This is a genomic window from Streptomyces lunaelactis (genome assembly GCF_003054555.1).
GTDB lineage: Bacteria > Actinomycetota > Actinomycetes > Streptomycetales > Streptomycetaceae > Streptomyces > Streptomyces lunaelactis.
On the sequence record NZ_CP026304.1, the window covers coordinates 1943453 to 1964581 of the forward strand.

The following is a 21129-nucleotide window of genomic DNA, read 5'->3' on the forward strand; positions in this document are numbered from 1 at the left end:
GGTCCGCCGGTCGCAGTGGGGACAGGGGTCGCGATCAGGTGGAACAGTCCCGGTGTGCGGGTTTCGTGCGCGTGTCAGCCGAGCGGGAGGCCCTGCGCGGTCCAGCGCTCGCTGCTCTGCTCGACGACGAGCGGGAGGCCGAAGCAGAGCGAGAGGTTGCGTGAGGTCAGCTCGGTCTCCATCGGACCGGCGGCCAGCACCTTGCCCTGACGGATCATCAGCACATGGGTGAAGCCGGGGGCGATCTCCTCGACGTGGTGCGTCACCATGATCATGGAGGGGGCGTACGGGTCGCGGGCGAGGCGGCCGAGGCGGCGGACGAGGTCCTCACGGCCGCCGAGGTCGAGGCCGGCCGCCGGCTCGTCGAGGAGCAGCAGCTCGGGGTCGGTCATCATCGCGCGGGCGATCAGGGTGCGCTTGCGCTCGCCCTCGGAGAGGGTGCCGAACTTGCGGTCCAGGTAGTCGGTCATGCCGAGGCGGTCGAGGAAGGCGCGGGCGCGCTCATCGTCGACGGCGTCGTAGTCCTCGTGCCACGTGGCGGTCATGCCGTATGCGGCGGTGAGCACCGTCTGCAGCACGGTCTGGCGCTTGGGGAGCTTCTCGGCCATGGCGACGCCGGCCATGCCGATGCGGGGGCGGAGTTCGAATACATCGACACCGGCGGTGCCGAGGCGCTCGCCCAGGATCTTCGCGGTACCGGAGGTCGGGAAGAGGTAGCTGGAGGCGATGTTGAGGAGGGTGGTCTTGCCGGCGCCGTTGGGGCCGAGGATCACCCAGCGCTCACCCTCCTTGACCGACCAGGAGACGTCGTCCACCAGAGCGCGTCCGTCGCGGACCACGGATACGTCCACCAGCTCCAGTACATCGCTCATGAGCGCGTTGTCTCCCCATGCAATCGTCTTGAGGTATTGGGGGCCTTTGTGCACCTGTGGGCACAGCTCCCAGGGAAAACCTACGCCACCAGTCGGGTGGCCCGGCCCCCCGGCCCGGTCCCTAGGCTGGGTCCATGCTTTCCGAACCACGCTCAGGACGACTGGCCGCATGGGGAAATGCCCTGTTGGCCGGATTTGTATCGCCGGATGACGCGGTGCTCGCGATCGTCGGCGACGACGCGGTGCACCGAGTGGAGGGGTTGCCGGGCGAGGCGGGCCCGGTCGGGCTGACGCTGGCGCTGGGTCGCCTGCGGGTGCTCGGGGTGACCGGGTACCGGGTCGCGCTGCCGGCGCCGGGTCATCCGCTGGGACTCAGCGGGCCGCCGGACTTCAACGCGCGGGCGCTCGACGCGGAGGAGGCCGTGGTCGCTTCGGGAGCGGCATACGGCCTGGTGCCCGAGGTGTACGAGGCCGGGCCCGCGGGAGATGTGCACACGGAGGTCGTCTGGCACTGCCTGCCGGTGCGGGATGCGCCGCCCGCGGACGTGCCCTCGCTCGGAGAGGCGGAGCGGGAGCTGGCGGAGGCGTTGCGGGAGGCGACGGAGGTGATGTCGCGGCTGGATGTGGCGGCGTCGGGTCCGGTGGCGGAGGCGGCGATCGACGCGTACCGGGCGCGGGCGTCACGGGGCGCCGGCGAGGTACTGGCTCCGGGGTATCCGCCGCGCGCGGTACGGGTGTTGGAGCTGGCGCAGCGGGTCGGGCTGCTGATCTCGGTGGCGTACGAGAACGGGCACGGCGGGGCGGTGAGCGCGTCGGAGATGGCGGCGCGGGGGGAGGCGCTGCGGCCGGTGGAACGGGTGGCGAGACGGGCGCAGGTGGCGGCGTACAACGCGTACGTGGAGGAGAGGGAGCGGGGAGCGCGCTGACGGCGCTCGGGTTCGGGGGCCCGGTGCCACCCGGCCCACGCCGACCACATGACCGGTCCCCGCAAGGGACCGGCCCCCAGGTGGTGCCTGGGGGCCGGGGGGTCACCGTTCGGTCGTGGGAACCGGTCAGCCGTTGAAGCCGTCGTTCCCGAACGCCGGGTTCAGCGCGCCGATCACGTTGACGGTGTTGCCGACGGCGTTCACCGGGACGTGGACCGGGACCTGGACCAGGTTGCCGGAGGCAACGCCCGGGGAGTTGACGGCCGTGCCATCGGCGTGCGCACCCGTGGTGGCGGACGCCACACCCGCACCGGCGGCGACGAGGCTACCGGCGACCATGGTGAGGGCTGCGGCCTTCTTCAGGTTCTTCACTTCGAAATCCTCCTGAGCATTCGCTGCGGCCAACCGCCGCAGCACTCCATGGAGAACGGCGCGGAGTCGATCAGGATGCGCTGGACGGGTGACATACACCCGACAGTATGAATCTCGGTTCGGAAGGCGACGGTCCGGTTAGGGGGTGTCAGCCATCGGCCCGCGACGCCGCCCGGACTTCCCCGGGGCCGCTTAGGGTCTTTCGTTTGGATCAGGCCGGATGAGTGAGCGGCCCGCCGCGGAGCGGCTGATGTCACTGCGGTGCGTGCGATCGCAAGGCGGAGGAGGGAGGCATGGCGGAGCCATGCCGACCGACGACAACGCGGCGAGCGTGCGTGCCAGGGCACGCGAGCCCGGCAAGATCCAAACGAGAGGCCCTAGCCCGCCATGCCGTGTCTGACGGCCCACAGCGCCGCCTGGGTGCGATCCGCCAGGTCCAGCTTCATCAGGATGTTCGAGACGTGTGTCTTGACGGTCTTCTCGGACAGGACGAGCGCCCGGGCGATCTCGCGGTTGGAGCGACCGTCGGAGATCAGGCCGAGCACCTCCCTTTCGCGCTCGGTCAGGGTGCTGCCGCGGCCCGTGCCGCTGCCCGGGTCGTCCTGGGAGAGGAGCGCGCCCGCGACCTCCGGCTGGAGCAGGACATGGCCCGCGTGTACCGAGCGGATGGCGCCGGCCAGTGCCTCCGGGTCGACGTCCTTGTAGACGTAGCCCGAGGCGCCCGCGCGCAGGGCGGGGACGACCGTGCGCTGCTCGGTGAAGCTGGTGACGATCAACACCTTGGCGGGGTTGGCGAGTTCGCGGAGCTTGCGGAGCGCCTCGATGCCGTCCATGCCGGGCATCTTGATATCCATGAGGACGACGTCCGGCTTCAGCTCCTCGGCGCGGGCCACCCCCTCGGCGCCGTCCGCGGCCTCGCCGACGACCTCGATGTCGTCCTGGATCTCCAGGAACGTACGCAGGCCTCGGCGGACCACCTGGTGGTCGTCGACCAGCAGGACCCGAATATTGTCAGCCACCGGGGACCTCCATCTCGATCGTGGTGCCTTTGCCCGGCGCGGAATCCACGGTGAGCCTTCCACCGACCCCGCTCGCCCGGTCCCGCATCGAGACGAGTCCCAGATGCCGGCCGGCCCGGCGGACCGTCCTCGGCTCGAATCCCTTGCCGTTGTCGGTGACGCCGAGGACCGCGCCCTGGCCACGGCGGGCCAGGACCACATCGACCTGGTCGGCGCCGGAGTGCCGCAGCGCGTTGTGCAGGGCCTCCTGGGCGACGCGGAGCAGGGCCTCCTCCTGCGCTGCCGGCAGGGCGCGGATGCCGGAGGCGTCGAAGGTGACCTTGGCACTGTGCGCGCGGTCGAGGACCTGGATGTGCGTACGGAGTGTGTTGACCAGGCCGTCCTCGTCGAGGGCCGCGGGGCGCAACTCGACGACGGCGGCGCGCAGTTCGTCCGCTGCCTCGGCGGCGAGCCCCGCGACCTGCTGGAGCTCGCCCTTGGCGCGGGCCGGGTCGCGGTCCACCAGGGCGGCCGCGGCCTGCGCGGTCAGCCGGAGCGAGAAGAGCTTCTGGCTCACCGCGTCGTGCAGTTCATGGGCGAGGCGGGAGCGCTCCTCGGCGATGGTGAGCTCGCGGCTGCGCTCGTACAGCCGGGCGTTGGTCAGGGCTATCGCGGCGTGCTGGGCGAGGATGGAGAGCAGTTCCTCGTCCTCCGCGGTGAAGCCGCAGCCGCCGTCCGGCTTGGGGCACCTCTTGTTGGCGAGGAAGAGCGCGCCGATGACCTCGTCGCCGTCCTTGACCGGCAGGCCGAGGAAGTCGGACATGTCGGGGTGGGCGGACGGCCAGCCCTCGAAGCGAGAGTCCTCGCGGACATCCGCGAGTCGCTCCACCTTCGCGTCGCGGAGCATCGAGGCGAGGATGCCGTGCTGCCGCGGGAGGGGACCGATCGCCTTCCACTGCGCGTCGCTGACGCCGTCGACGACGAACTGGGCGAAGCCGCCGTGGTCGTCGGGCACGCCCAGCGCCGCGTACTCGGCGTCGAGGAGCTCGCGCGCCGAGGCGACGATCGTCTTCAGCACGTCGCGCACCTCGAGATGCCTGCTCATCGCGAGGAGCGCGGTGCTCACGGCGGCGAGGCCGGAGCTGGGTCGATGACTCATGAACTCACCGTACCGGCGGGTTGTGACAGTCCGTATCGGGCCAGGGACGGCACCCGCCCAGGGCTCAGGGCGTAGGTCGAAATCCCTTACCGGTGGGTCCCCGCGCACGAGGCGTCCGGCACGGCCGCGTTCCTACGTTGGGGGCATCGACGCGGACAGCGGGCAAGGGGATGGACATCATGCCGGTAGCGGTGATCACAGGGGCTTCGAAGGGCCTGGGGCGTGCGCTCGCGGCCGCCCTCGCCGAGCAGGGCTGGGATCTGGTGCTGGGGGCCAGGACCGCGAGCGCCCTCAACGAGAGCGCGCGGAGTATCGGCGCTTCGTACGGAACGCGCGTGGTGCCGGTGGCGGGAGATGTCACCGATGCCGGGCACCGTAAGGAGCTGCTGGCCGCGGCCGGCGGGCTCGGCGGCCTTGATCTGCTGGTGAGCAATGCGAGCGCCCTGGGCGCCGAGCCGCTGGTGCGGCTGGACGCGCTGCCGCTGGAGGGGCTGCGGGCGGCGCTGGAGACCAATGTGGTCGCCGCGCTGGGGCTCGTACAGGAGGCGCTGCCGCTGCTGCGGGCGTCGGAGGCGGGCACGGTGATCGCGGTCAGTTCGGACGCGGGGGCCGAGGCGTACGAGACCTGGGGCGGCTACGGGGCCTCAAAGGCCGCTCTGGACCAGCTGGCGGCGGTCCTCGCGGTCGAGGAGCCGGAGCTGCGGGTGTGGACGGTCGACCCCGGCGACATGCAGACGGATCTGTACGCGGCCGCCGTACCGGACGACGACGATCCGCGCCCGGCGCCGGAGGCGGTGGTTCCGGGCTTCCTCCGCCTGCTGGAGCAGCGGCCCGTGAGCGGGCGGTACGCGGCGCCCGCGCTGGTGGATGTGCGATGAGCGTGCTGGAGACGCTGTGGGTGCCCGAGGAGCTCTCGGCGCGGGTGCCGGCCGAGGAGCGCGGTTCGGGGCGGGACGACGTACGCCTGATGGTCTCGCGCGGGACGGAGGTCTCCCACCACGCCTTCCGTGACCTTCCCGGGCAACTGCTGGCCGGGGACGTCCTGGTGGTCAATACATCGGTCACGCTGCCCGCGGCGGTCAACGGGCGGGTCGGCGGCGATGCGGTCGTCGTGCACTTCTCGACGCGGGGTGACGACCACCGCTGGGCGGTGGAGCTGCGCCGGCCGGACGGCTCGGGCAGCACGCTGCCGCGCGCCGGAGGGCCCGTGGGGGCGCTCGTACGACTTCCCGGGGGCGAGAAGCTCGTGCTGGAGGAGCCGCTGACGCCGGGCGCGGACCGGCTGTGGTGGGCCTCGGTGTCGACGGACGTGGCAGGGCTGATGCGCCGCTGCGGCAGGCCGATCCGGTACCGGTACACGGTGCGGGACCAGCCCCTGTCCGCGTATCAGACGGTCTTCGCGCTGCCCTCCCCCGACGGCGCCGGCTCGGCGGAGATGCCGAGCGCCGCGCGCCCCTTCACCGCGCGGCTGGTGGCAGAGCTGGTGAGCCGTGGCGTGCAGTTCGCTCCGGTCACTCTGCACACGGGGGTGGCGTCGGCGGAGGCGTACGAGCCGCCGTATCCGGAGCGCTTCGAGGTGCCGCCGACGACGGCGTGGCTGGTGAATGCCGCGCGCGCGAAGAGAGCAGGGCGCGGAGCGCTTCCTTGGAAGGGTGGTGGCGGGCGACGGGCGGGAGGGCGCATCGTGGCGGTCGGCACGACGGCCGTACGCGCCCTGGAGTCGGCCGCGGGTCCCGACGGCGTGGTGCACGCGGCCTCGGGGTGGACCGATCTGGTCATCACGCCGGGGCGCGGGGCGCGTGCCGTGGACGGGCTGCTGACCGGGCTGCACGAGCCGGAGGCCTCGCATCTGCTGATGCTGGAGGCGATCGCGGGGCGAGAGGCTCTGTACCGCGGTTATGCCGAGGCATTGCGCCGTCTCTACCTCTGGCACGAGTTCGGCGACGTCCACCTCATACTCCCGGACGACAACCCTCACTCTTTGCATTGCTGACGCAACGCGTGGTGAGAATGCTACGCGCTCGATGTGAGCCCGCGCATAGGACGCACATCACTTACGAACACCCCTAGTGGACACATATGGGGCACGTGAGCGGGGACTGGGTAGGTTTTGAGGCATTTACCCCGACCGTGATCCACTACTGCGGATAGTACGTCACACCTTTGCCACAGCATTTTGCTGCCGCTAAGAATTGCAGCCGTCGCCGCCGAGGAGCGCAGCGCCGCCCCGGCCTGATGCGACTTCCGCTATTCGAATGAGGTACGTCTGTATGTCCGCGTTCCGCATTAACAGTCGTCTGAACAAGACCCACAAGTTCTCCATCGCCGGCATCGCCACGGCCGGCGCTGCGGCCCTCGCGTTCTCCCTCGTCCCGGGGAACGCCTCCGCCGGCACCGAGATCCGCGCCGCCGACACCGCGAAGACGACCGCCGTGAAGGCGATCGCCGAGCAGCAGTCCGCGGCCAAGGCCAAGACGGCCGCCGCGGCCAAGAAGGCTGCAGCAGACGCCGCGGCCAAGGCCAAGGCCGACGCCGCGGCCAAGAAGGCTGCTGCGGCCAAGAAGGCCGCCGCCGACGCTGCCGCCAAGAAGAAGGCTGCCGCCGCGGCCGCGGCCAAGAAGAAGGCCGCTGCCAAGGCCGCCGTGAAGGAGCGGGCGAAGAAGCAGGCCGCCAGCCGCGCCGCCGCCCGCAAGCCGGTCTACGCCAACAACCTGGACGGCTGGATCCGCGAGGGTCTCTCGATCATGAAGAAGCACGGCATCCCCGGCACGTACGACGGGCTGCACCGCAACATCATCCGTGAGTCCAGCGGCAACCCGAACGCCATCAACAACTGGGACATCAACGCGATCAACGGCGTCCCGTCGATCGGCCTGCTGCAGGTCATCAAGCCGACGTTCGACGCCTACCACGTCGCGGGCACGGCCCACAACCAGTACGACCCGGTCGCCAACATCGTCGCCGCGGCCAACTACGCCGCCGACCGCTACGGCTCGATCGACAACGTCGACAGCGCCTACTGAGCAACACAGGCACGCTCCTGACATACGCCGAAGGGCGGCACCCGGCGGGGTGCCGCCCTTCGGCGTGTGCGTGTCCACGCTACTTGCGCATGACCTCCGGCTCGTGGCGGCGCAGCAGCCGCGCGACCGCGAAGCCGCAGGCGATGCCGATCGCGAGCAGGATCGCGATGTTCATGCCCCACTGGCCGGCCGTGTGCTCCCACAGCGGGTCCAGGTTGGTGGGGTTCTTCGGGTCCCACGGCGGCATCAGGTGCGACAGGTCGAGCGTCGCACCGGCGGCGGCGATGGCCCAGCGGGACGGCATCAGCCAGGCGAACTGCTCCAGGCCGGGCGAACCGTAGACCTGGAAGAGAATGCCGGTGAAGACGACCTGGACGATCGCGAACATGACCAGCAGCGGCATCGTCTTCTCGGCGGTCTTCACCAGCGAGGAGATGACCAGGCCGAACATCATCGAGGTGAAGCCCAGGGCCGTGATGGTGACGCACAGCTCGACGGCCGGCGGCATGATCAGGCCCTCTTCGGGCAGCTCGCGCGTGGCGAAGCCGATACCGCAGATGATGACGCCCTGGATGGCCGTTATCACGCCGAGGACGATCACCTTGGACATCAGATACGCCGAGCGGGACAGGCCGGTGGCCCGTTCCCGTTCGTAGATGACCCGTTCCTTGATCAGTTCTCGTACGGAGTTGGCCGCGCCCGAGAAGCACATGCCGACCGCGAGGATCAGCATGATCGTGCCGGCGTCGCCGTTGAACCTGGACGGCGGCGTCGGCGGGGCGAGGCCGAAGTCGGCCGGGATGACGACGCTGACCACACCGAGGACGGCGGGCAGGATCACCATCAGGCCCAGGAAGCCCCGGTCGGACGCGATCACCGAGGAGTAGCGGCGGATCAGCGTCCACAGCTGGGAGCCCCAGCTCTGCGCCTTCGGCGGTCGCATCTGCTGCGCAGGCGGCATGGTGACGGACTGCGCGGCGACGGCGTCGATGTCGGCGGCGTACATCTGGTAGTGCTGCGAGCCGCGCCAGCGTCCCGCCCAGTCGTAGTCGCGGTAGTTCTCGAACGCCGAGAAGACGTCGGCCCAGGTGCTGTAGCCGAAGAAGTTGAGCGCTTCCTCCGGCGGGCCGAAGTACGCCACCGCGCCACCGGGGGCCATGACGAGCAGCTTGTCGCAGATCGCCAGCTCGGCCACGGAGTGGGTGACGACGAGGACCGTACGGCCGTCGTCGGCGAGGCCGCGCAGCAGCTGCATGACATCGCGGTCCATGCCCGGGTCGAGGCCGGAGGTCGGCTCGTCCAGGAAGATCAGCGACGGCTTGGTCAGCAGCTCGAGGGCGACGGAGACGCGCTTGCGCTGGCCGCCGGAGAGCGAGGTGACCTTCTTGTCCTTGTGGATGTCGAGCTTGAGCTCGCGCAGCACCTCGTCGATACGGGCCTCGCGCTCGGCCTCGGCGGTGTCGCCGGGGAAGCGGAGCTTGGCCGCGTACTTGAGGGCCTTCCGGACGGTCAGCTCCTTGTGCAGGATGTCGTCCTGCGGGACCAGACCGATGCGCTGGCGCAGCTCGGCGAACTGCTTGTACAGGTTCCGGTTGTCGTAGAGGACGTCACCCTCGTTGGCGGGCCGGTAGCCGGTGAGCGCCTTGAGCAGGGTGGACTTGCCGGAGCCCGACGGGCCGATGACCGCGATCAGCGACTTCTCCGGGACGCCGAAGGAGACGTCCTTGAGGATCTGCTTGCCGCCTTCGACCGTCACCGTGAGGTGGCGGGCGGAGAAGGAGACCTCACCGGTGTCGACGAACTCCTCGAGCCGGTCCCCGACGAGGCGGAAGGTCGAGTGACCGACGCCGACGATGTCGTTCGGGCCGAGGAGTACGGTGCCGTTCTTGGCGATCGGCTGACCGTTGACGTACGTGCCGTTGTGGGATCCGAGGTCGCGGATCTCGAAGCGGCCGTCGGGAGTCGCCACGAACTCGGCGTGGTTGCGCGAGACCTGGAGGTCGGAGACGACCAGTTCGTTCTCGAGCGCTCGACCGATGCGCATCACCCGGCCGAGGGCCAGCTGATGGAAGGTGGTCGGGCTGCGGTCCCCGTACACCGGCGGAGCCCCCGCGAAACCGCCCGCGCCGCCGGGTCCCTGCTGGTGCGGGACCTGCGCCTGCGGCGGCTGCTGCCAGCCCTGTTGGGGCTGCGCCGGAGCCTGCGGCGGCTGCTGCCAGCCCTGCTGCTGCGGCTGGACCGGAGCCTGCGCGGCCTGCTGCTTGACCGCCTGCTGCTGGGGCGCGGCACTCTGGGCGCTGTACGCGCCGGCGCTGGCGGCACCCGAGAGGCTCAGCCGCGGGCCGTCGGTCGCGTTGCCCAGGTGCACGGCCGAGCCGGGGCCGATCTCCATCTGATGGATCCGCTGGCCCTGTACGTATGTGCCGTTGGTGCTGCCGTGGTCCTCGATCACCCAACTCCGGCCGCCCCAGCTGATGCTGGCGTGCCGCCACGAGACCCTGGCGTCGTCGATCACCAGGTCGCCCTGCGGATCACGTCCGAGGGTGTATGACCTGGACGGATCGAGGGTCCAGGTCCTTCCGTTCAATTCCAGTACGAGTTCCGGCACTCCATGCCCCACTTATTGTCCCCCGAGTTACCCCCATCACAGGGAGTCTAGGGATGGCGAACATCCTGAGGAACTATTTCAGGCCCGCTCCCGTATCCGAAAGCCGGGCCTTGTGAAGACCGCGTTCGGACCGGCCGTTGACGGGGGAGAAACACGCCCGGAGAGTGGTAACCGCCCATGAGTGCGTACGGATCACGCGCGAATGGGGGTAACTGGGGCAAACCCAGAGGGATCGGGGGGTCCGCATGAACGCGAGCGGCAGTGCCGACCGGGTGCGCTGGGGCGATGTGCTGCTGGCGTCGATAGCGGCGGTGAGCTGGGCACTGGTCGGTATGGCCGGTGCGGCGGCGCTCGGACTGCACCTGCTGGGCGCGGATTCGACGGCGGCGCTCGGGCCGATGACGGCGGCCACGGTGGTGCTCGCGGTGGGCGGATCGGTCACTCCGGCAGGTGATGTGTCCGCGTTCGGGCTGGAAGGCGCAGAGGCCACGACGGCCGTCGACATCACGCCACTGGGCGTGGGCCTCGTCGGGGCGTTACTCCTTGCGTACTTCTTCCTACGCTCGCTGCGTGGCGCCGGGCCGTACATCTCGGGGACCGAACTCGCCGCGCGGGCGGGCGGGGTGGTGATTCTGTTCGTCGCGACCGTCGGCGGGCTGGCATGGGCAGGTCACGACGTCATCACGATCGACGGGGCGGAGCTGGGGCTGGACCTCGACAAGGCGCCGGGGGCCGGTGGCGGCGGTATCGAGGTACCGGGGCTGGGCGACATCGGGGACATCGGGGGGCTGTTGCCCGACCGGGTCGGGCATCTCGTGGACGCCGAGGCGGCGGTGGGGTTCAGCGTGAACACCACGGATTCGCTGGCGGGCGCGTTGTTCTGGGTGCTCGGGGTGCTGGTGATCGCACTGCTCGCGTCCCGGCGTACGCCGCTGCCCCGCGGGGCAGCGTGGGAGGCGGTGCGGCGCACCGTACGGCCGGCGGCGTCCGCGATGGTGAGCGTGCTGCTGGTCGCGGTCCTCGCGGGGTACGCGGCTGCCGCGTACGCGGCGATCGGCGACGACCACCCGAAGCGGATCGCGGGAGCGGCGCTGATCGGGGCGCCGAACGGGGCGTGGCTGGGGATACCCCTGGGGCTGTTCGTGCCCTGGGACGGCAGAGCGACGGGTGAGCTGGCGAAGGTGCTGCCTGATCCGCTGGACGAGCTGCTGCGGGTCTCGGCGGACGAGCCCGCGACCGTGAGCAGGCTGGCGGAACTGGACGGGCGGGTATGGCTGTTGGCGGTCGCGGCAGCGGTGATGATGCTGTACGCGGGGGTGCTGGCGGCGGCGCGTACACCGGTGGACGGGCACGGGGCCTTCGCGTTCGCCGGTCGGTGCGCGGTGCGTCTGGGGCTGGTCACGGCGCTGACCCTGCCGCTGCTGGTGTGGCTGACGGATGTCTCGGCGGACGCGTCGCTGTCGGTGCTGGGCATAGACGCCTTCGGCGCGGGCATCGAGCTGCACGGCCAGATGGGCATGGCGCTGCTGCTGGGGCGGCGGGAGCGGGACGGGCGGGGTGGGGCGCTGCTGGTGTACGGACGCGGGCGCCGGGCCGGCGCAGGCCGAGGTGGCTGCGGCCGACGTGCCCGGGCCGTACCGCCCGGCGGCGCCGTACCGCCCGTCGAACGACGACACGAACCCGTATCTGCGCCCGCCGCCGGGGATCCACGGCGCCCCGACGATGGTGGGCCCGCTCACTCCACCACCCGCCGCGCCGCCCTCCGCACCGGACCCGGAGGAGGGGCCGCCCCCGCCCGGCGCCCCGAGAAGCGGCCGCTGAGGGCGCCGGCTGTCCGGCACTCGGGACGCGTCGTCTCACCGTCACCTCCGCCCGATACGGTGGAAGCACCATGAGCGCATCGCAGCCCCCCGCATCGCAGACCCCTCAGACCCCTGAGACCTCTGAGACCCCTGACGTACCCACCCTCCTCGTCAAGATCTTCGGGAAGGACCGTCCCGGGATCACCGCAGGCCTCTTCGACACCCTCGCCGCCTACTCCGTCGACGTCGTCGACATCGAGCAGGTCGTCTCCCGGGGCCGCCTCGTCCTGTGCGCCCTCGTCACCGCGCCGACCGCCGGTGGGACCACCGAGGGCGAGCTGCGGGCGACCGTGCACAGCTGGGCCGAGTCCCTGAAGCTGCAGGCCGAGATCATCTCGGGCACCGGCGACAACCGGCCGCGCGGCAGTGGCCGTTCGCATGTCACCGTGCTGGGGCACCCGCTCACCGCCGAGTCGACCGCCGCCATAGCGGCCAGGATCGCGGCGATCGGCGGCAATATCGACCGGATCTTCCGGCTCGCCAAGTATCCCGTCACCGCCGTCGAGTTCGCGGTGTCCGGCACGGAGACCGAGCCGCTGCGCACCGCGCTGGCGACCGAGGCCGCCGAGATCGGCGTAGATGTGGCGGTCGTGTCGGCCGGGCTGCACCGGCGGGCCCAGCGCCTGGTCGTCATGGATGTGGACTCGACCCTCATCCAGGACGAGGTCATCGAGCTGTTCGCCGCGCATGCGGGGTGCGAGGACAAGGTCGCCGAGGTCACCGCCGCCGCGATGCGCGGTGAGCTGGACTTCGAGCAGTCGCTGCACGCGCGCGTGGCGCTGCTGGCCGGGCTCGACGCGTCCGTCGTGGACAAGGTACGGACGGAGGTCAGGCTGACCCCCGGTGCCCGCACCCTGATCCGTACGCTCAAGCGGCTCGGCTACCAGGTGGGCGTCGTGTCGGGTGGCTTCACCCAGGTCACCGACGATCTCAAAACGCGGCTCGGGCTCGACTTCGCCTCGGCGAACACGCTGGAGATCGTGGACGGGAAACTCACCGGCCGGGTGGTCGGCGAGATCGTGGACCGCGCGGGCAAGGCCCGGCTGCTGCGCCGGTTCGCCACCGAGGCGGGGGTGCCGCTGTCGCAGACCGTCGCGATCGGTGACGGTGCCAATGATCTGGACATGCTCAATGCGGCAGGGCTCGGTGTCGCCTTCAACGCCAAGCCCGTCGTCCGCCGGGCGGCCCACACCGCGGTCAATGTGCCGTTCCTGGACGCGGTGCTCTATCTGCTGGGGATTACGCGCGAAGAGGTCGAGGCGGCCGACGGCGAGGGCGCGGAGCACTAGGGGGTGTCTGACAAATAGCGGGTGCCGTCGCCCGAACCGGGACTCCGCCCCGCACCCCGCTCCTCAATCGCCGGAGGGGCTGAAATCACCCCCTGGCGCGCACGGGCAAGGGGCCCCGGCGCGAAGACTCGCGCCTGGGCCGGCTGCATCGGCCGGATGGGGGTCAGTCGTGCGACGCCCAGTATTCGAGCAGAGTGCCCACGCCGTGCTCCACGGACTTCCAGGAGCCGCTGAAGCCCACGACCGCGAGCGCCGCGGTCGGGAAGCCGCTCTTCGTCATCCGGGCCAGCGTGTCACCCTCGGCCTTGCCGGCGAGCGCGTCCGCGAGCGCGTGCACCCCGGGGTTGTGGCCGATCACGAGAAGATCGTTCACCTCGTCCGGGGTCTCGTTGAGCAGCGCGATCAGATCGCCGAGTGAGGCGTCGTACAGCCGCTCCTCGTACACCGTCCTGGGGCGGTGCGGCAGCTCGTGCACCGCCAGCTTCCAGGTCTCGCGGGTCCTGCTCGCTGTCGAGCACAGAGCCAGGTCGAAGGCGATACCGGTCTCGGCCAGTCTGCGGCCTGCCGTCGAGGCGTCCTGGCGGCCGCGCTCGGCGAGCGGGCGCTCATGGTCGGACACCTGCGGCCAGTCGGCCTTCGCATGCCGGAGGAGGGCGATCCTGCGGGATTCGGGAGGTCCGGGGGGTGTCCCACCGGAAGACACAGCGGCGCTCATGCACCCCAGCTTCGCATGAAATGCGCCAGCGGGCGCAGGGTGTTGGCGGGCTCCCCCACGAAGGGTGAATCCGTCACCGGGACCGTGTCTACCGGGACAGTGTGTGCTGGATGCGGTCGATGATCTGGCCGACCGCCGGGTCGCCGCCCGCGGCGTGCGCCTGGCCGGGGTCCGCGATCAGCAGGAGCAGTACGACGAAGGCGAGCATCGGCAGGGCGAGGGCCCACCACGGCAGCCGGATGTCGACGCTGCCCGAGGCCTTGGCGTGGGACCGGGTGTACGTGTGGGCCGACATGGCCGCCTCCGTAGGTCTGCGGTTTCAGTACCTCAAACCTAGGGATCATGGGCCCGCGGGCCCATCCGGTGACCCACCCACTTCACCCTGACCCTGACCCCCTAGGGGTTGGTGGTGCTAGCACCACCTTGCGGGCCGCGGGCGACCAACTCCGTGTCAGGGCGAGGCGATGGACGCGATCACGGCGATCACCACCGTGATGGCGATCATCGCGCCGAACACGAGGAGGAGCTTCTTCTGACCGTTCGGGGGGTTCGGGTCGAGCACAGGCATGGACTCAGTCTCGCACCTCGGCATTCGTCCTCGATCGTCCGGTCCCGGCCGGCCACCAGCAGCGGTCCCGGGATGGAGATCAGATAGCCCATGGACCACGCGCGGATGGTCGATGCGATCCGCACGGGCGACGGCGACGCGGCGGCCGCGGAGGGGGGCCCGCCACCCGTTCATGTGCCTGCGGAAACCTACTGGGGCCGGTGGCTGACCCAGACCTCGCGGATCTCCTTCCAGCAGCGCTCGGTGAGCTCCGCGTAGCCGGCCGGGCCGATGCTGACGGGCGCGCTGTCCGCGTCGACGTCCCACCAGCGTTCGCACTCGACATGCAGTTGGACGCGGTCGGTCTCGGGGTACGGATTGTGGCAGTAGGCGGTGGCCCGGGAGCCTTCGACGACGATGCGGCAGTCGGCCTCGAAGGTTACGGGCTGCGACTGGGACCGGGACTTCGGCTCTTCGATGCGCGGCTGGGAAACGGCGGTCGGCGTGGCCCACAGCAGGACCGTCAGGCTGACCAGTACGGAGGCGGAGCACCAGGTCGTACGCACAAGCAGGACCTCCTCGGCCGTACTGCGGCTGGTGGCCGCGGCTGCACCACAAGGGGGATTGCCTCTCCAGCCTCGCCCTCTGCGGGGTGCACCGCGCGCTCCGGGGGCCCGAACGGGCGACGCCCCGGTTCCTGTGAGGAGCCGGGGCGTCGTCGTAGAACTCGCTGCGCGGTGACTCGCTACGCGCCGATGGCGTGCAGACCGCCGTCCACGTGGACGATCTCGCCGGTCGTCTTCGGGAACCAGTCCGAGAGCAGCGCCACGACACCACGGCCGGCAGGCTCCGGGTCGGACATGTCCCACTCCAGCGGGGAACGGTGGTTCCACACGTCCGCGAGCTCCGAGAAGCCCGGGATGGACTTGGCGGCCATGGAGCCGATCGGACCGGCCGAGACCAGGTTGCAGCGGACGTTCTGCTTGCCCAGATCGCGGGCGAGGTAGCGCGACGTGGCCTCCAGCGCGGCCTTGGCCGGGCCCATCCAGTCGTACTGCGGCCAGGCGAACTTGGCGTCGAAGGTCAGGCCGACGACCGAGCCGCCTTCGTTCATCAGCGGCAGGCACGCCATCGTGAGCGACTTCAGCGAGAACGCCGAGACGTGCATCGCCGTGGCGACGGACTCGAACGGCGTGTTGAGGAAGTTGCCGCCGAGCGCGTCCTGCGGGGCGAAGCCGATGGAGTGGACGACGCCGTCCAGCCCGCCGAGCTCGTCGCGTACCAGGTCGGCGAGCCGGTCCAGGTGCTCGGTATTGGTCACGTCCAGCTCGATGACCTTGACGGGCTTGGGCAGCTTCCTGGCGATGCGCTCGGTGAGCGTGGGCCGGGGGAAGGCGGTCAGGATGATCTCGGCGCCCTGCTCCTGGGCCAGCCTGGCGGTGTGGAAGGCGATGGACGACTCCATCAGCACACCGGTGATCAGGATGCGCTTGCCGGCGAGGATTCCACTCATGTGATCAGTGACCCATGCCCAATCCGCCGTCAACGGGAATGACGGCTCCAGTGATGTACGAGGCGTCGTCGGAGGCGAGGAAGCGCACCGCGGCGGCGACTTCATCGGGCTGCGCGTAGCGGCCGAGCGGCACCTGGGCGACGATGCCCGCGCGCTGCTCCTCGGTCAGCACCCGGGTCATGTCGGTGTCGACAAAACCGGGAGCGACGACATTGAACGTGATGTTCCGCGAGCCGAGCTCACGGGCGAGGGAACGGGCGAAGCCGACGAGACCGGCCTTGGACGCGGCGTAGTTCGCCTGCCCCGGGGAGCCCTGCAGCCCCACCACGGAGGAGATCAGTACGACACGGCCCTTCTTGGCCCGCAGCATGGCGCGGTTGGCACGCTTCACGACCCGGAAGGTGCCGGTGAGGTTGGTGTCGATGACGGACGTGAAGTCCTCCTCGGACATCCGCATCAGCAGCTGGTCCTTGGTGACACCGGCGTTGGCGACGAGCACCTCCACGGGACCGTGCTTCTCCTCGATCTCCTTGTAGGCCTGCTCCACCTGCTCGGCGTCGGTGATGTCGCACTTGACGGCCAGGAAGCCGGCCGGCGGTTCGCCGGAGCGGTAGGTGATCGCAACCTTGTCACCGTTGTCGGCGAATGCGCGGGCGATGGCGAGGCCGATGCCCCGGTTTCCTCCGGTGACGAGAACCGAGCGGCTCAACGGATCACCCTTTCGATAGCGGGCTCGTACGCGGTCTGGTACCTCGAAAACCTATCGGTCCTGTCCGCCTTATGGAGAATCGGGCCCTGACAGCGCCTTGGTTGAGTCACTGTCGGGTCTCTACAGAAGGCCCAGCCCCCCGGCTCCGCCGGGCGGCTGGGCAACGGACCCTCCGGCGCGCGATGATCAGGGCGACCCGTCTCGACGACAGGAGACATTCGTGCCTCATTCCATCGACGAAGCCTTCACGGCGCTGCCGCTGCGGGCGCTCGCCGACGCGGCACTCGCCCGGGCCCGCGCGCTCGGTGCCGAGCATGCCGACTTCCGTTTCGAGCGCGTACGCAGCGCGGCCTGGCGGCTGCGTGACGCCAAGCCCGCGGGCTCGTCGGACACCACGGACCTCGGCTACGCGGTGCGGGTGGTGCACGGCGGCGCCTGGGGTTTCGCATCCGGCGTCGATATGACGATGGACGCGGCCGCCAGGGTCGCGGGCCAGGCGATTTCGATGGCGAAGCTCTCCGGTCAGGTGATCGCGGCGGCGGGCTCCGACGAGCGGGTGGAGCTGGCGGACGAGCCGGTACACGCGGACCGGACCTGGGTCTCCTCGTACGAGATCAACCCGTTCGAGGTACCCGACGAGGAGAAGACTGCGCTGCTGGCGCAGTGGAGTACGCGGCTGCTGCGGGCCGACGGCGTCGCGCATGTGGACGCCTCGCTGCTCACGGTCCAGGAGAACAAGTTCTACGCGGACACGGCGGGCACCGTCACCACCCAGCAGCGGGTGCGGCTGCACCCGCAGCTGACCGCTGTCGCCGTCGACGAGACGACCGGCGAGTTCGACTCGATGCGCACGATCGCGCCCCCGGTGGGGCGGGGCTGGGAGTATCTGACCGGCACGGGCTGGGACTGGGAGTCCGAGCTGGAGCGGATCCCGACGCTGCTCGCGGAGAGGATGCGCGCGCCGAGCGTCGAGGCCGGGCGGTACGACCTGGTGGTCGACCCGTCGAATCTGTGGCTGACCATCCATGAGTCGATCGGCCACGCCACCGAGCTGGACCGGGCGCTGGGGTACGAGGCCGCGTACGCCGGGACCTCCTTCGCCACCTTCGACAAGCTGGGGAAGCTGGAGTACGGCTCCTCGGTGATGAATGTGACGGGCGACCGTACCGCCGAGCACGGTCTCGCCACGATCGGCTACGACGACGAGGGTGTCGAGGCGCAGTCCTGGGACCTGGTCAAGGACGGCACGCTGGTCGGCTACCAGCTGGACCGGCGGATCGCGAAGCTGACGGGCCTGGGCCGGTCCAACGGCTGCGCGTTCGCGGACTCCCCCGGGCATGTGCCGGTGCAGCGGATGGCGAATGTGTCGCTGCAGCCGGACCCGGGCGGGCTGTCGACGGACGATCTGATCGGCGGGGTCGAGCGCGGCATCTATGTGGTCGGCGACCGGTCGTGGTCGATCGACATGCAGCGCTACAACTTCCAGTTCACCGGGCAGCGCTTCTTCCGTATCGAGAACGGCCGGCTGGCGGGTCAGCTGCGCGATGTCGCTTACCAGGCGACGACGACGGACTTCTGGGGCTCGATGGAGAAGGTCGGCGGCCCGCAGACGTACGTGCTGGGCGGGGCCTTCAACTGCGGCAAGGCCCAGCCGGGCCAGGTCGCGGCGGTCTCCCACGGCTGCCCGTCCGCGCTGTTCCGCGGTGTCAACATCCTCAACACCACGCAGGAGGCCGGTCGATGAGCGGGCGGCACGGAATTTGCCGGGGGTCCGGGGGGCGCCCCCCGGGCAAGCACAGTCTCAACACCACGCAGGAGGCCGGTCGATGAGCCGCAGCAGCAAGCCGCACGAGATCGTCGAGCGGGCCCTGGAGCTGTCCACCGCCGACGGCTGTGTCGTCATCGCCGACGAGCACTCCTCCGCCAATCTCCGCTGGGCCGGCAACGCCCTCACCACCAACGGCGTCACCCGCGGCCGCACCCTCACCGTCATCGCGACCGTCGACGGCGCCGAAGGCACCGCATCCGGCGTCGTGTCGCGGTCCGCCGTCACCGCCGACGACCTCGAGCCGCTGGTGCGGGCCGCGGAGGCCGCCGCCCGTGGAGCCGAACCCGCCGAGGACGCCCAGCCTCTCGTCGAAGGGGTCCAGGCGTCCCCGGACTTCACCGACGCTCCGGCCGAGACCTCCTCGGCCGTCTTCGCCGACTTCGCGCCCGCGCTCGGCGAGGCCTTCGCCCGTGCCCGCGCCGGGGAGCGTCAGCTGTACGGCTTCGCCAACCACGAGCTGACCTCCACCTACCTCGGTACGTCGACCGGGCTGCGGCTGCGCCACGACCAGCCGGGCGGCACGCTGGAGCTCAACGCCAAGTCCCCGGACCGTTCGCGTTCCGCCTGGGCCGGCCGCTCCACGCGGGACTTCAAGGACGTGGACCCCGCACTCCTCGACGCGGAGCTCGCGCAGCGGCTCGGCTGGGCGGAGCGCCGTATCGAACTGCCCGCCGGCCGGTACGAGACGCTGCTGCCGCCCACCGCCGTGGCCGATCTGCTGATCTACCAGCTGTGGTCGTCTGCGGCCCGGGACGCGGCAGAGGGCCGTACGGTCTTCTCCAAGCCGGGCGGCGGCACCCGCGTCGGCGAGAGGCTCTCCCCGCTGCCGCTGACCCTGCGCAGCGACCCGAACGAGCCGGGCCTGGAGTCCGCGCCCTTCGTGATCGCGCACGCCTCCGGTGACGACGCCTCGGTCTTCGACAACGGCCTGCCGCTGCCGCCGACGGACTGGGTGCGCGGCGGAAAGCTGGAGCATCTGGTCACCACACGGCACAGCGCCGCGCTGACCGGGCTGCCGGTCGCGCCCGGGGCGGGCAACCTGATCCTGGACGGCGGCGGCGAGCGTTCGCTGGAGGAGATGGTGTCCGCGACCGCGCGCGGGCTGCTGCTGACCTGTCTCTGGTACATCCGCGAGGTCGACCCGGCGACGCTGCTGCTGACCGGGCTGACCCGGGACGGCGTCTATCTCGTGGAGAACGGCGAGGTCGTCGGCGAGGTCAACAACTTCCGCTTCAACGAGTCGCCCGTCGACCTGCTGTCCCGGGCCTCCGAGGCCGGCCGCACCGAGAAGACGCTGCCGCGCGAGTGGGGCGACTGGTTCACCCGGGCCGCGATGCCCGCTGTCCGGGTCCCGGATTTCAATATGAGCTCGGTCAGCCAGGGCGTATAACCTCGTAAACGTCTATTGGCAGATCGAAGGAGACGCGAGAGAAGTGACGGACATCGTCGACGAACTGCAGTGGCGCGGGCTGATCGCCCTCTCCACTGACGAGGACGCATTGCGCAAGGCGTTCGCGGACGGTCCCGTCACGTTCTATTGCGGCTTCGACCCGACCGCGCCGAGCCTGCACCTGGGCAATCTGGTCCAGATCCTCACCATGCGCCGGATCCAGCAGGCGGGGAACCGCCCGCTGGGTCTGGTCGGCGGTGCCACCGGCCTGATCGGTGACCCGAAGCCCAATGCGGAGCGCACGCTGAACGCGCCCGAGGTCGTCGCGAGCTGGGTGGAGCGGCTGCGCGGGCAGATCGAGCGGTTCCTCGACTTCGAGGGTCCGTACGCCGCGACCATGGTCAACAACCTGGACTGGACGTCGGGTCTTTCGGCGATCGACTTCCTGCGCGACGTCGGCAAGTACTTCCGGGTCAACAAGATGATCGCGAAGGAGGCGGTCGCGCGGCGGCTGAACTCCGACGCGGGCATCAGCTACACCGAGTTCAGCTACCAGATCCTGCAGGGCATGGACTTCCTGGAGCTGAACCGGCGGTACGGCTGCACCCTGCAGACCGGCGGCAGCGACCAGTGGGGCAACCTCACCGCGGGCACCGACCTGATCCACCGGGTCGAGCCCGAGGCGGATGTGCACGCGCTGGCCACCCCGCTGATCACCAAGGCCGACGGTACGAAGTTCGGCAAGACGGAGTCCGGCACGGTCTGGCTCGATCCCGAGCGGACGACGCCGTACGCCTTCTACCAGTTCTGGCTGAACGCGGACGACCGGGATGTCTCCAAGTTCCTGCGGATCTTCAGCTTCACGTCCCGCGAGGAGATCGAGGAGCTGGAGAGGCTGACCGAGGAGCGGCCGCAGGCGCGTGCCGCGCAGCGGGCGCTGGCCGAGGAGCTGACGACGCTGGTGCACGGCTCCGACCAGTGCGCGGCCGTCGTCAACGCGTCGAAGGCGCTCTTCGGGCAGGGCGAGCTGGCCGAGCTCGACGAGCCGACGCTGCGGGCGGCGCTCTCCGAGCTGCCGCAGGCCCAGGTCGCCGAGCTGGTCCCGGTCGTGGACCTGCTCGCGGAGGTGGGGCTGGTGGCCAGCAAGTCGGCCGGCCGCCGCACGGTGAAGGAGGGCGGGGCCTACGTGAACAACGTGAAGGTCGCCGCCGAGGACGCGGTGCCGGCGCGGGACGAACTGCTGCACGGCCGCTGGCTCGTGCTGCGTCGCGGCAAGAAGAACCTGGCCGCGGTCGAGGTCACGGCCGCCGGCTGACTC

The 21129-nt window shown here is 70.5% G+C and carries 20 protein-coding genes; 9 read left to right on the forward strand and 11 right to left on the reverse strand.

Annotation, left to right across the window (positions count from 1 at the left end):
• Positions 1-74: 74 nt before the first annotated feature.
• Entirely contained in the window at positions 75-872 is a 798-nt protein-coding gene (locus SLUN_RS08660) for an ABC transporter ATP-binding protein (protein ID WP_108147931.1), read from the reverse strand.
• 134 nt (positions 873-1006) lie between these two features.
• Between SLUN_RS08660 and SLUN_RS08665 the strand changes: the two genes are divergently transcribed.
• Positions 1007-1798 carry an Rv1486c family protein gene (locus SLUN_RS08665; protein ID WP_108147932.1) on the forward strand — a complete coding sequence of 264 codons (792 nt, stop codon included), beginning with the start codon at positions 1007-1009 and terminating at the stop codon, positions 1796-1798.
• A gap of 126 nt (positions 1799-1924) precedes the next feature.
• On the opposite strand, the gene SLUN_RS08670 is transcribed toward SLUN_RS08665, so the two are convergent.
• The 3 genes from SLUN_RS08670 to SLUN_RS08685 all read right to left on the reverse strand — a co-directional run bounded on the left by SLUN_RS08670 (position 1925) and on the right by SLUN_RS08685 (position 4327).
• Entirely contained in the window at positions 1925-2170 is a 246-nt protein-coding gene (locus SLUN_RS08670) for a chaplin (RefSeq protein ID WP_108147933.1), read from the reverse strand.
• 377 nt (positions 2171-2547) lie between these two features.
• Positions 2548-3189: a response regulator gene (locus SLUN_RS08680; RefSeq protein WP_108147934.1), complete on the reverse strand. Its 642-nt coding sequence runs from the start codon at positions 3187-3189 to the stop codon at positions 2548-2550.
• Positions 3182-4327, reverse strand: a complete 1146-nt coding sequence (locus SLUN_RS08685; protein ID WP_108147935.1) for a GAF domain-containing sensor histidine kinase — start codon at positions 4325-4327, stop codon at positions 3182-3184. Before SLUN_RS08685 ends, SLUN_RS08680 begins: the two co-directional genes overlap by 8 nt.
• A 179-nt stretch (positions 4328-4506) precedes the next feature.
• On the opposite strand from SLUN_RS08685, the gene SLUN_RS08690 reads away from it, so the two are divergent.
• The 3 genes from SLUN_RS08690 to SLUN_RS08700 all read left to right on the forward strand — a co-directional run bounded on the left by SLUN_RS08690 (position 4507) and on the right by SLUN_RS08700 (position 7350).
• Positions 4507-5205 carry an SDR family NAD(P)-dependent oxidoreductase gene (locus tag SLUN_RS08690; RefSeq protein ID WP_108154609.1) on the forward strand — a complete coding sequence of 233 codons (699 nt, stop codon included), beginning with the start codon at positions 4507-4509 and terminating at the stop codon, positions 5203-5205.
• The gene (locus SLUN_RS08695) at positions 5202-6320 is read left to right on the forward strand and encodes an S-adenosylmethionine:tRNA ribosyltransferase-isomerase (RefSeq protein WP_108147936.1); all 1119 of its coding nucleotides are present in this window, start codon (positions 5202-5204) and stop codon (positions 6318-6320) included. The genes SLUN_RS08690 and SLUN_RS08695 overlap by 4 nt, the downstream gene beginning before the upstream one ends.
• A 277-nt stretch (positions 6321-6597) precedes the next feature.
• Positions 6598-7350 carry a transglycosylase SLT domain-containing protein gene (locus SLUN_RS08700; protein ID WP_108147937.1) on the forward strand — a complete coding sequence of 251 codons (753 nt, stop codon included), beginning with the start codon at positions 6598-6600 and terminating at the stop codon, positions 7348-7350.
• 79 nt (positions 7351-7429) lie between these two features.
• On the opposite strand, the gene SLUN_RS08705 is transcribed toward SLUN_RS08700, so the two are convergent.
• Positions 7430-9970, reverse strand: a complete 2541-nt coding sequence (locus tag SLUN_RS08705; protein WP_108147938.1) for an ABC transporter ATP-binding protein/permease — start codon at positions 9968-9970, stop codon at positions 7430-7432.
• Positions 9971-10203: 233 nt separating this feature from the next.
• Between SLUN_RS08705 and SLUN_RS08710 the strand changes: the two genes are divergently transcribed.
• Both SLUN_RS08710 and serB read left to right on the forward strand, forming a co-directional pair.
• A complete protein-coding gene (locus SLUN_RS08710) occupies positions 10204-11853 on the forward strand; it encodes a streptophobe family protein (protein ID WP_218929493.1) in 1650 nt (549 codons plus the stop codon).
• A complete protein-coding gene (gene serB, locus SLUN_RS08715) occupies positions 11850-13109 on the forward strand; it encodes a phosphoserine phosphatase SerB (RefSeq protein ID WP_108147939.1) in 1260 nt (419 codons plus the stop codon). Before SLUN_RS08710 ends, serB begins: the two co-directional genes overlap by 4 nt.
• Before the next feature lie 163 nt (positions 13110-13272).
• Here serB and SLUN_RS08720 read toward each other — a convergent pair whose 3' ends face one another.
• The 6 genes from SLUN_RS08720 to fabG all read right to left on the reverse strand — a co-directional run bounded on the left by SLUN_RS08720 (position 13273) and on the right by fabG (position 16593).
• A complete protein-coding gene (locus SLUN_RS08720) occupies positions 13273-13824 on the reverse strand; it encodes a SixA phosphatase family protein (protein WP_108147940.1) in 552 nt (183 codons plus the stop codon).
• An 88-nt stretch (positions 13825-13912) separates the two neighbouring features.
• Positions 13913-14119 (reverse strand): hypothetical protein, encoded by a 207-nt coding sequence (locus tag SLUN_RS08725; RefSeq protein ID WP_108147941.1) that lies wholly within the window; start codon positions 14117-14119, stop codon positions 13913-13915.
• A gap of 156 nt (positions 14120-14275) precedes the next feature.
• Entirely contained in the window at positions 14276-14392 is a 117-nt protein-coding gene (locus tag SLUN_RS41030) for an SGM_5486 family transporter-associated protein (RefSeq protein WP_251018379.1), read from the reverse strand.
• 188 nt (positions 14393-14580) lie between these two features.
• Positions 14581-14937 carry a hypothetical protein gene (locus SLUN_RS08735; RefSeq protein ID WP_108147942.1) on the reverse strand — a complete coding sequence of 119 codons (357 nt, stop codon included), beginning with the start codon at positions 14935-14937 and terminating at the stop codon, positions 14581-14583.
• A gap of 179 nt (positions 14938-15116) precedes the next feature.
• On the reverse strand, positions 15117-15884 hold the full coding sequence (fabI, locus tag SLUN_RS08740) for an enoyl-ACP reductase FabI (protein WP_108147943.1): 768 nt from the start codon (positions 15882-15884) through the stop codon (positions 15117-15119).
• Between the two features lie 4 nt (positions 15885-15888).
• On the reverse strand, positions 15889-16593 hold the full coding sequence (gene fabG, locus SLUN_RS08745) for a 3-oxoacyl-[acyl-carrier-protein] reductase (protein ID WP_108147944.1): 705 nt from the start codon (positions 16591-16593) through the stop codon (positions 15889-15891).
• A gap of 220 nt (positions 16594-16813) precedes the next feature.
• Between fabG and SLUN_RS08750 the strand changes: the two genes are divergently transcribed.
• From SLUN_RS08750 to tyrS, 3 genes are all read left to right on the forward strand, one after another.
• Positions 16814-18337, forward strand: a complete 1524-nt coding sequence (locus SLUN_RS08750) for a TldD/PmbA family protein (protein WP_108147945.1) — start codon at positions 16814-16816, stop codon at positions 18335-18337.
• 82 nt (positions 18338-18419) lie between these two features.
• Positions 18420-19811, forward strand: a complete 1392-nt coding sequence (locus SLUN_RS08755) for a metallopeptidase TldD-related protein (RefSeq protein WP_108147946.1) — start codon at positions 18420-18422, stop codon at positions 19809-19811.
• A 43-nt stretch (positions 19812-19854) separates the two neighbouring features.
• On the forward strand, positions 19855-21126 hold the full coding sequence (tyrS, locus tag SLUN_RS08760; RefSeq protein WP_108147947.1) for a tyrosine--tRNA ligase: 1272 nt from the start codon (positions 19855-19857) through the stop codon (positions 21124-21126).
• The last annotated feature ends 3 nt before the right edge of the window (positions 21127-21129 follow it).

Coding starts and splice junctions, on each gene's coding strand:
- SLUN_RS08660 (WP_108147931.1), bottom strand. CDS start 872: ATGAGCGATGTACTGGAGCTGGTGGACGTATCCGTGGTCCGCGACGGA.
- SLUN_RS08665 (WP_108147932.1), top strand. CDS start 1,007: ATGCTTTCCGAACCACGCTCAGGACGACTGGCCGCATGGGGAAATGCC.
- SLUN_RS08685 (WP_108147935.1), bottom strand. CDS start 4,327: ATGAGTCATCGACCCAGCTCCGGCCTCGCCGCCGTGAGCACCGCGCTC.
- SLUN_RS08690 (WP_108154609.1), top strand. CDS start 4,507: ATGCCGGTAGCGGTGATCACAGGGGCTTCGAAGGGCCTGGGGCGTGCG.
- SLUN_RS08695 (WP_108147936.1), top strand. CDS start 5,202: ATGAGCGTGCTGGAGACGCTGTGGGTGCCCGAGGAGCTCTCGGCGCGG.
- SLUN_RS08700 (WP_108147937.1), top strand. CDS start 6,598: ATGTCCGCGTTCCGCATTAACAGTCGTCTGAACAAGACCCACAAGTTC.
- SLUN_RS08710 (WP_218929493.1), top strand. CDS start 10,204: ATGAACGCGAGCGGCAGTGCCGACCGGGTGCGCTGGGGCGATGTGCTG.
- serB (WP_108147939.1), top strand. CDS start 11,850: ATGAGCGCATCGCAGCCCCCCGCATCGCAGACCCCTCAGACCCCTGAG.
- SLUN_RS08720 (WP_108147940.1), bottom strand. CDS start 13,824: ATGAGCGCCGCTGTGTCTTCCGGTGGGACACCCCCCGGACCTCCCGAA.
- SLUN_RS08725 (WP_108147941.1), bottom strand. CDS start 14,119: ATGTCGGCCCACACGTACACCCGGTCCCACGCCAAGGCCTCGGGCAGC.
- SLUN_RS41030 (WP_251018379.1), bottom strand. CDS start 14,392: ATGCCTGTGCTCGACCCGAACCCCCCGAACGGTCAGAAGAAGCTCCTC.
- fabI (WP_108147943.1), bottom strand. CDS start 15,884: ATGAGTGGAATCCTCGCCGGCAAGCGCATCCTGATCACCGGTGTGCTG.
- SLUN_RS08755 (WP_108147946.1), top strand. CDS start 18,420: ATGAGCCGCAGCAGCAAGCCGCACGAGATCGTCGAGCGGGCCCTGGAG.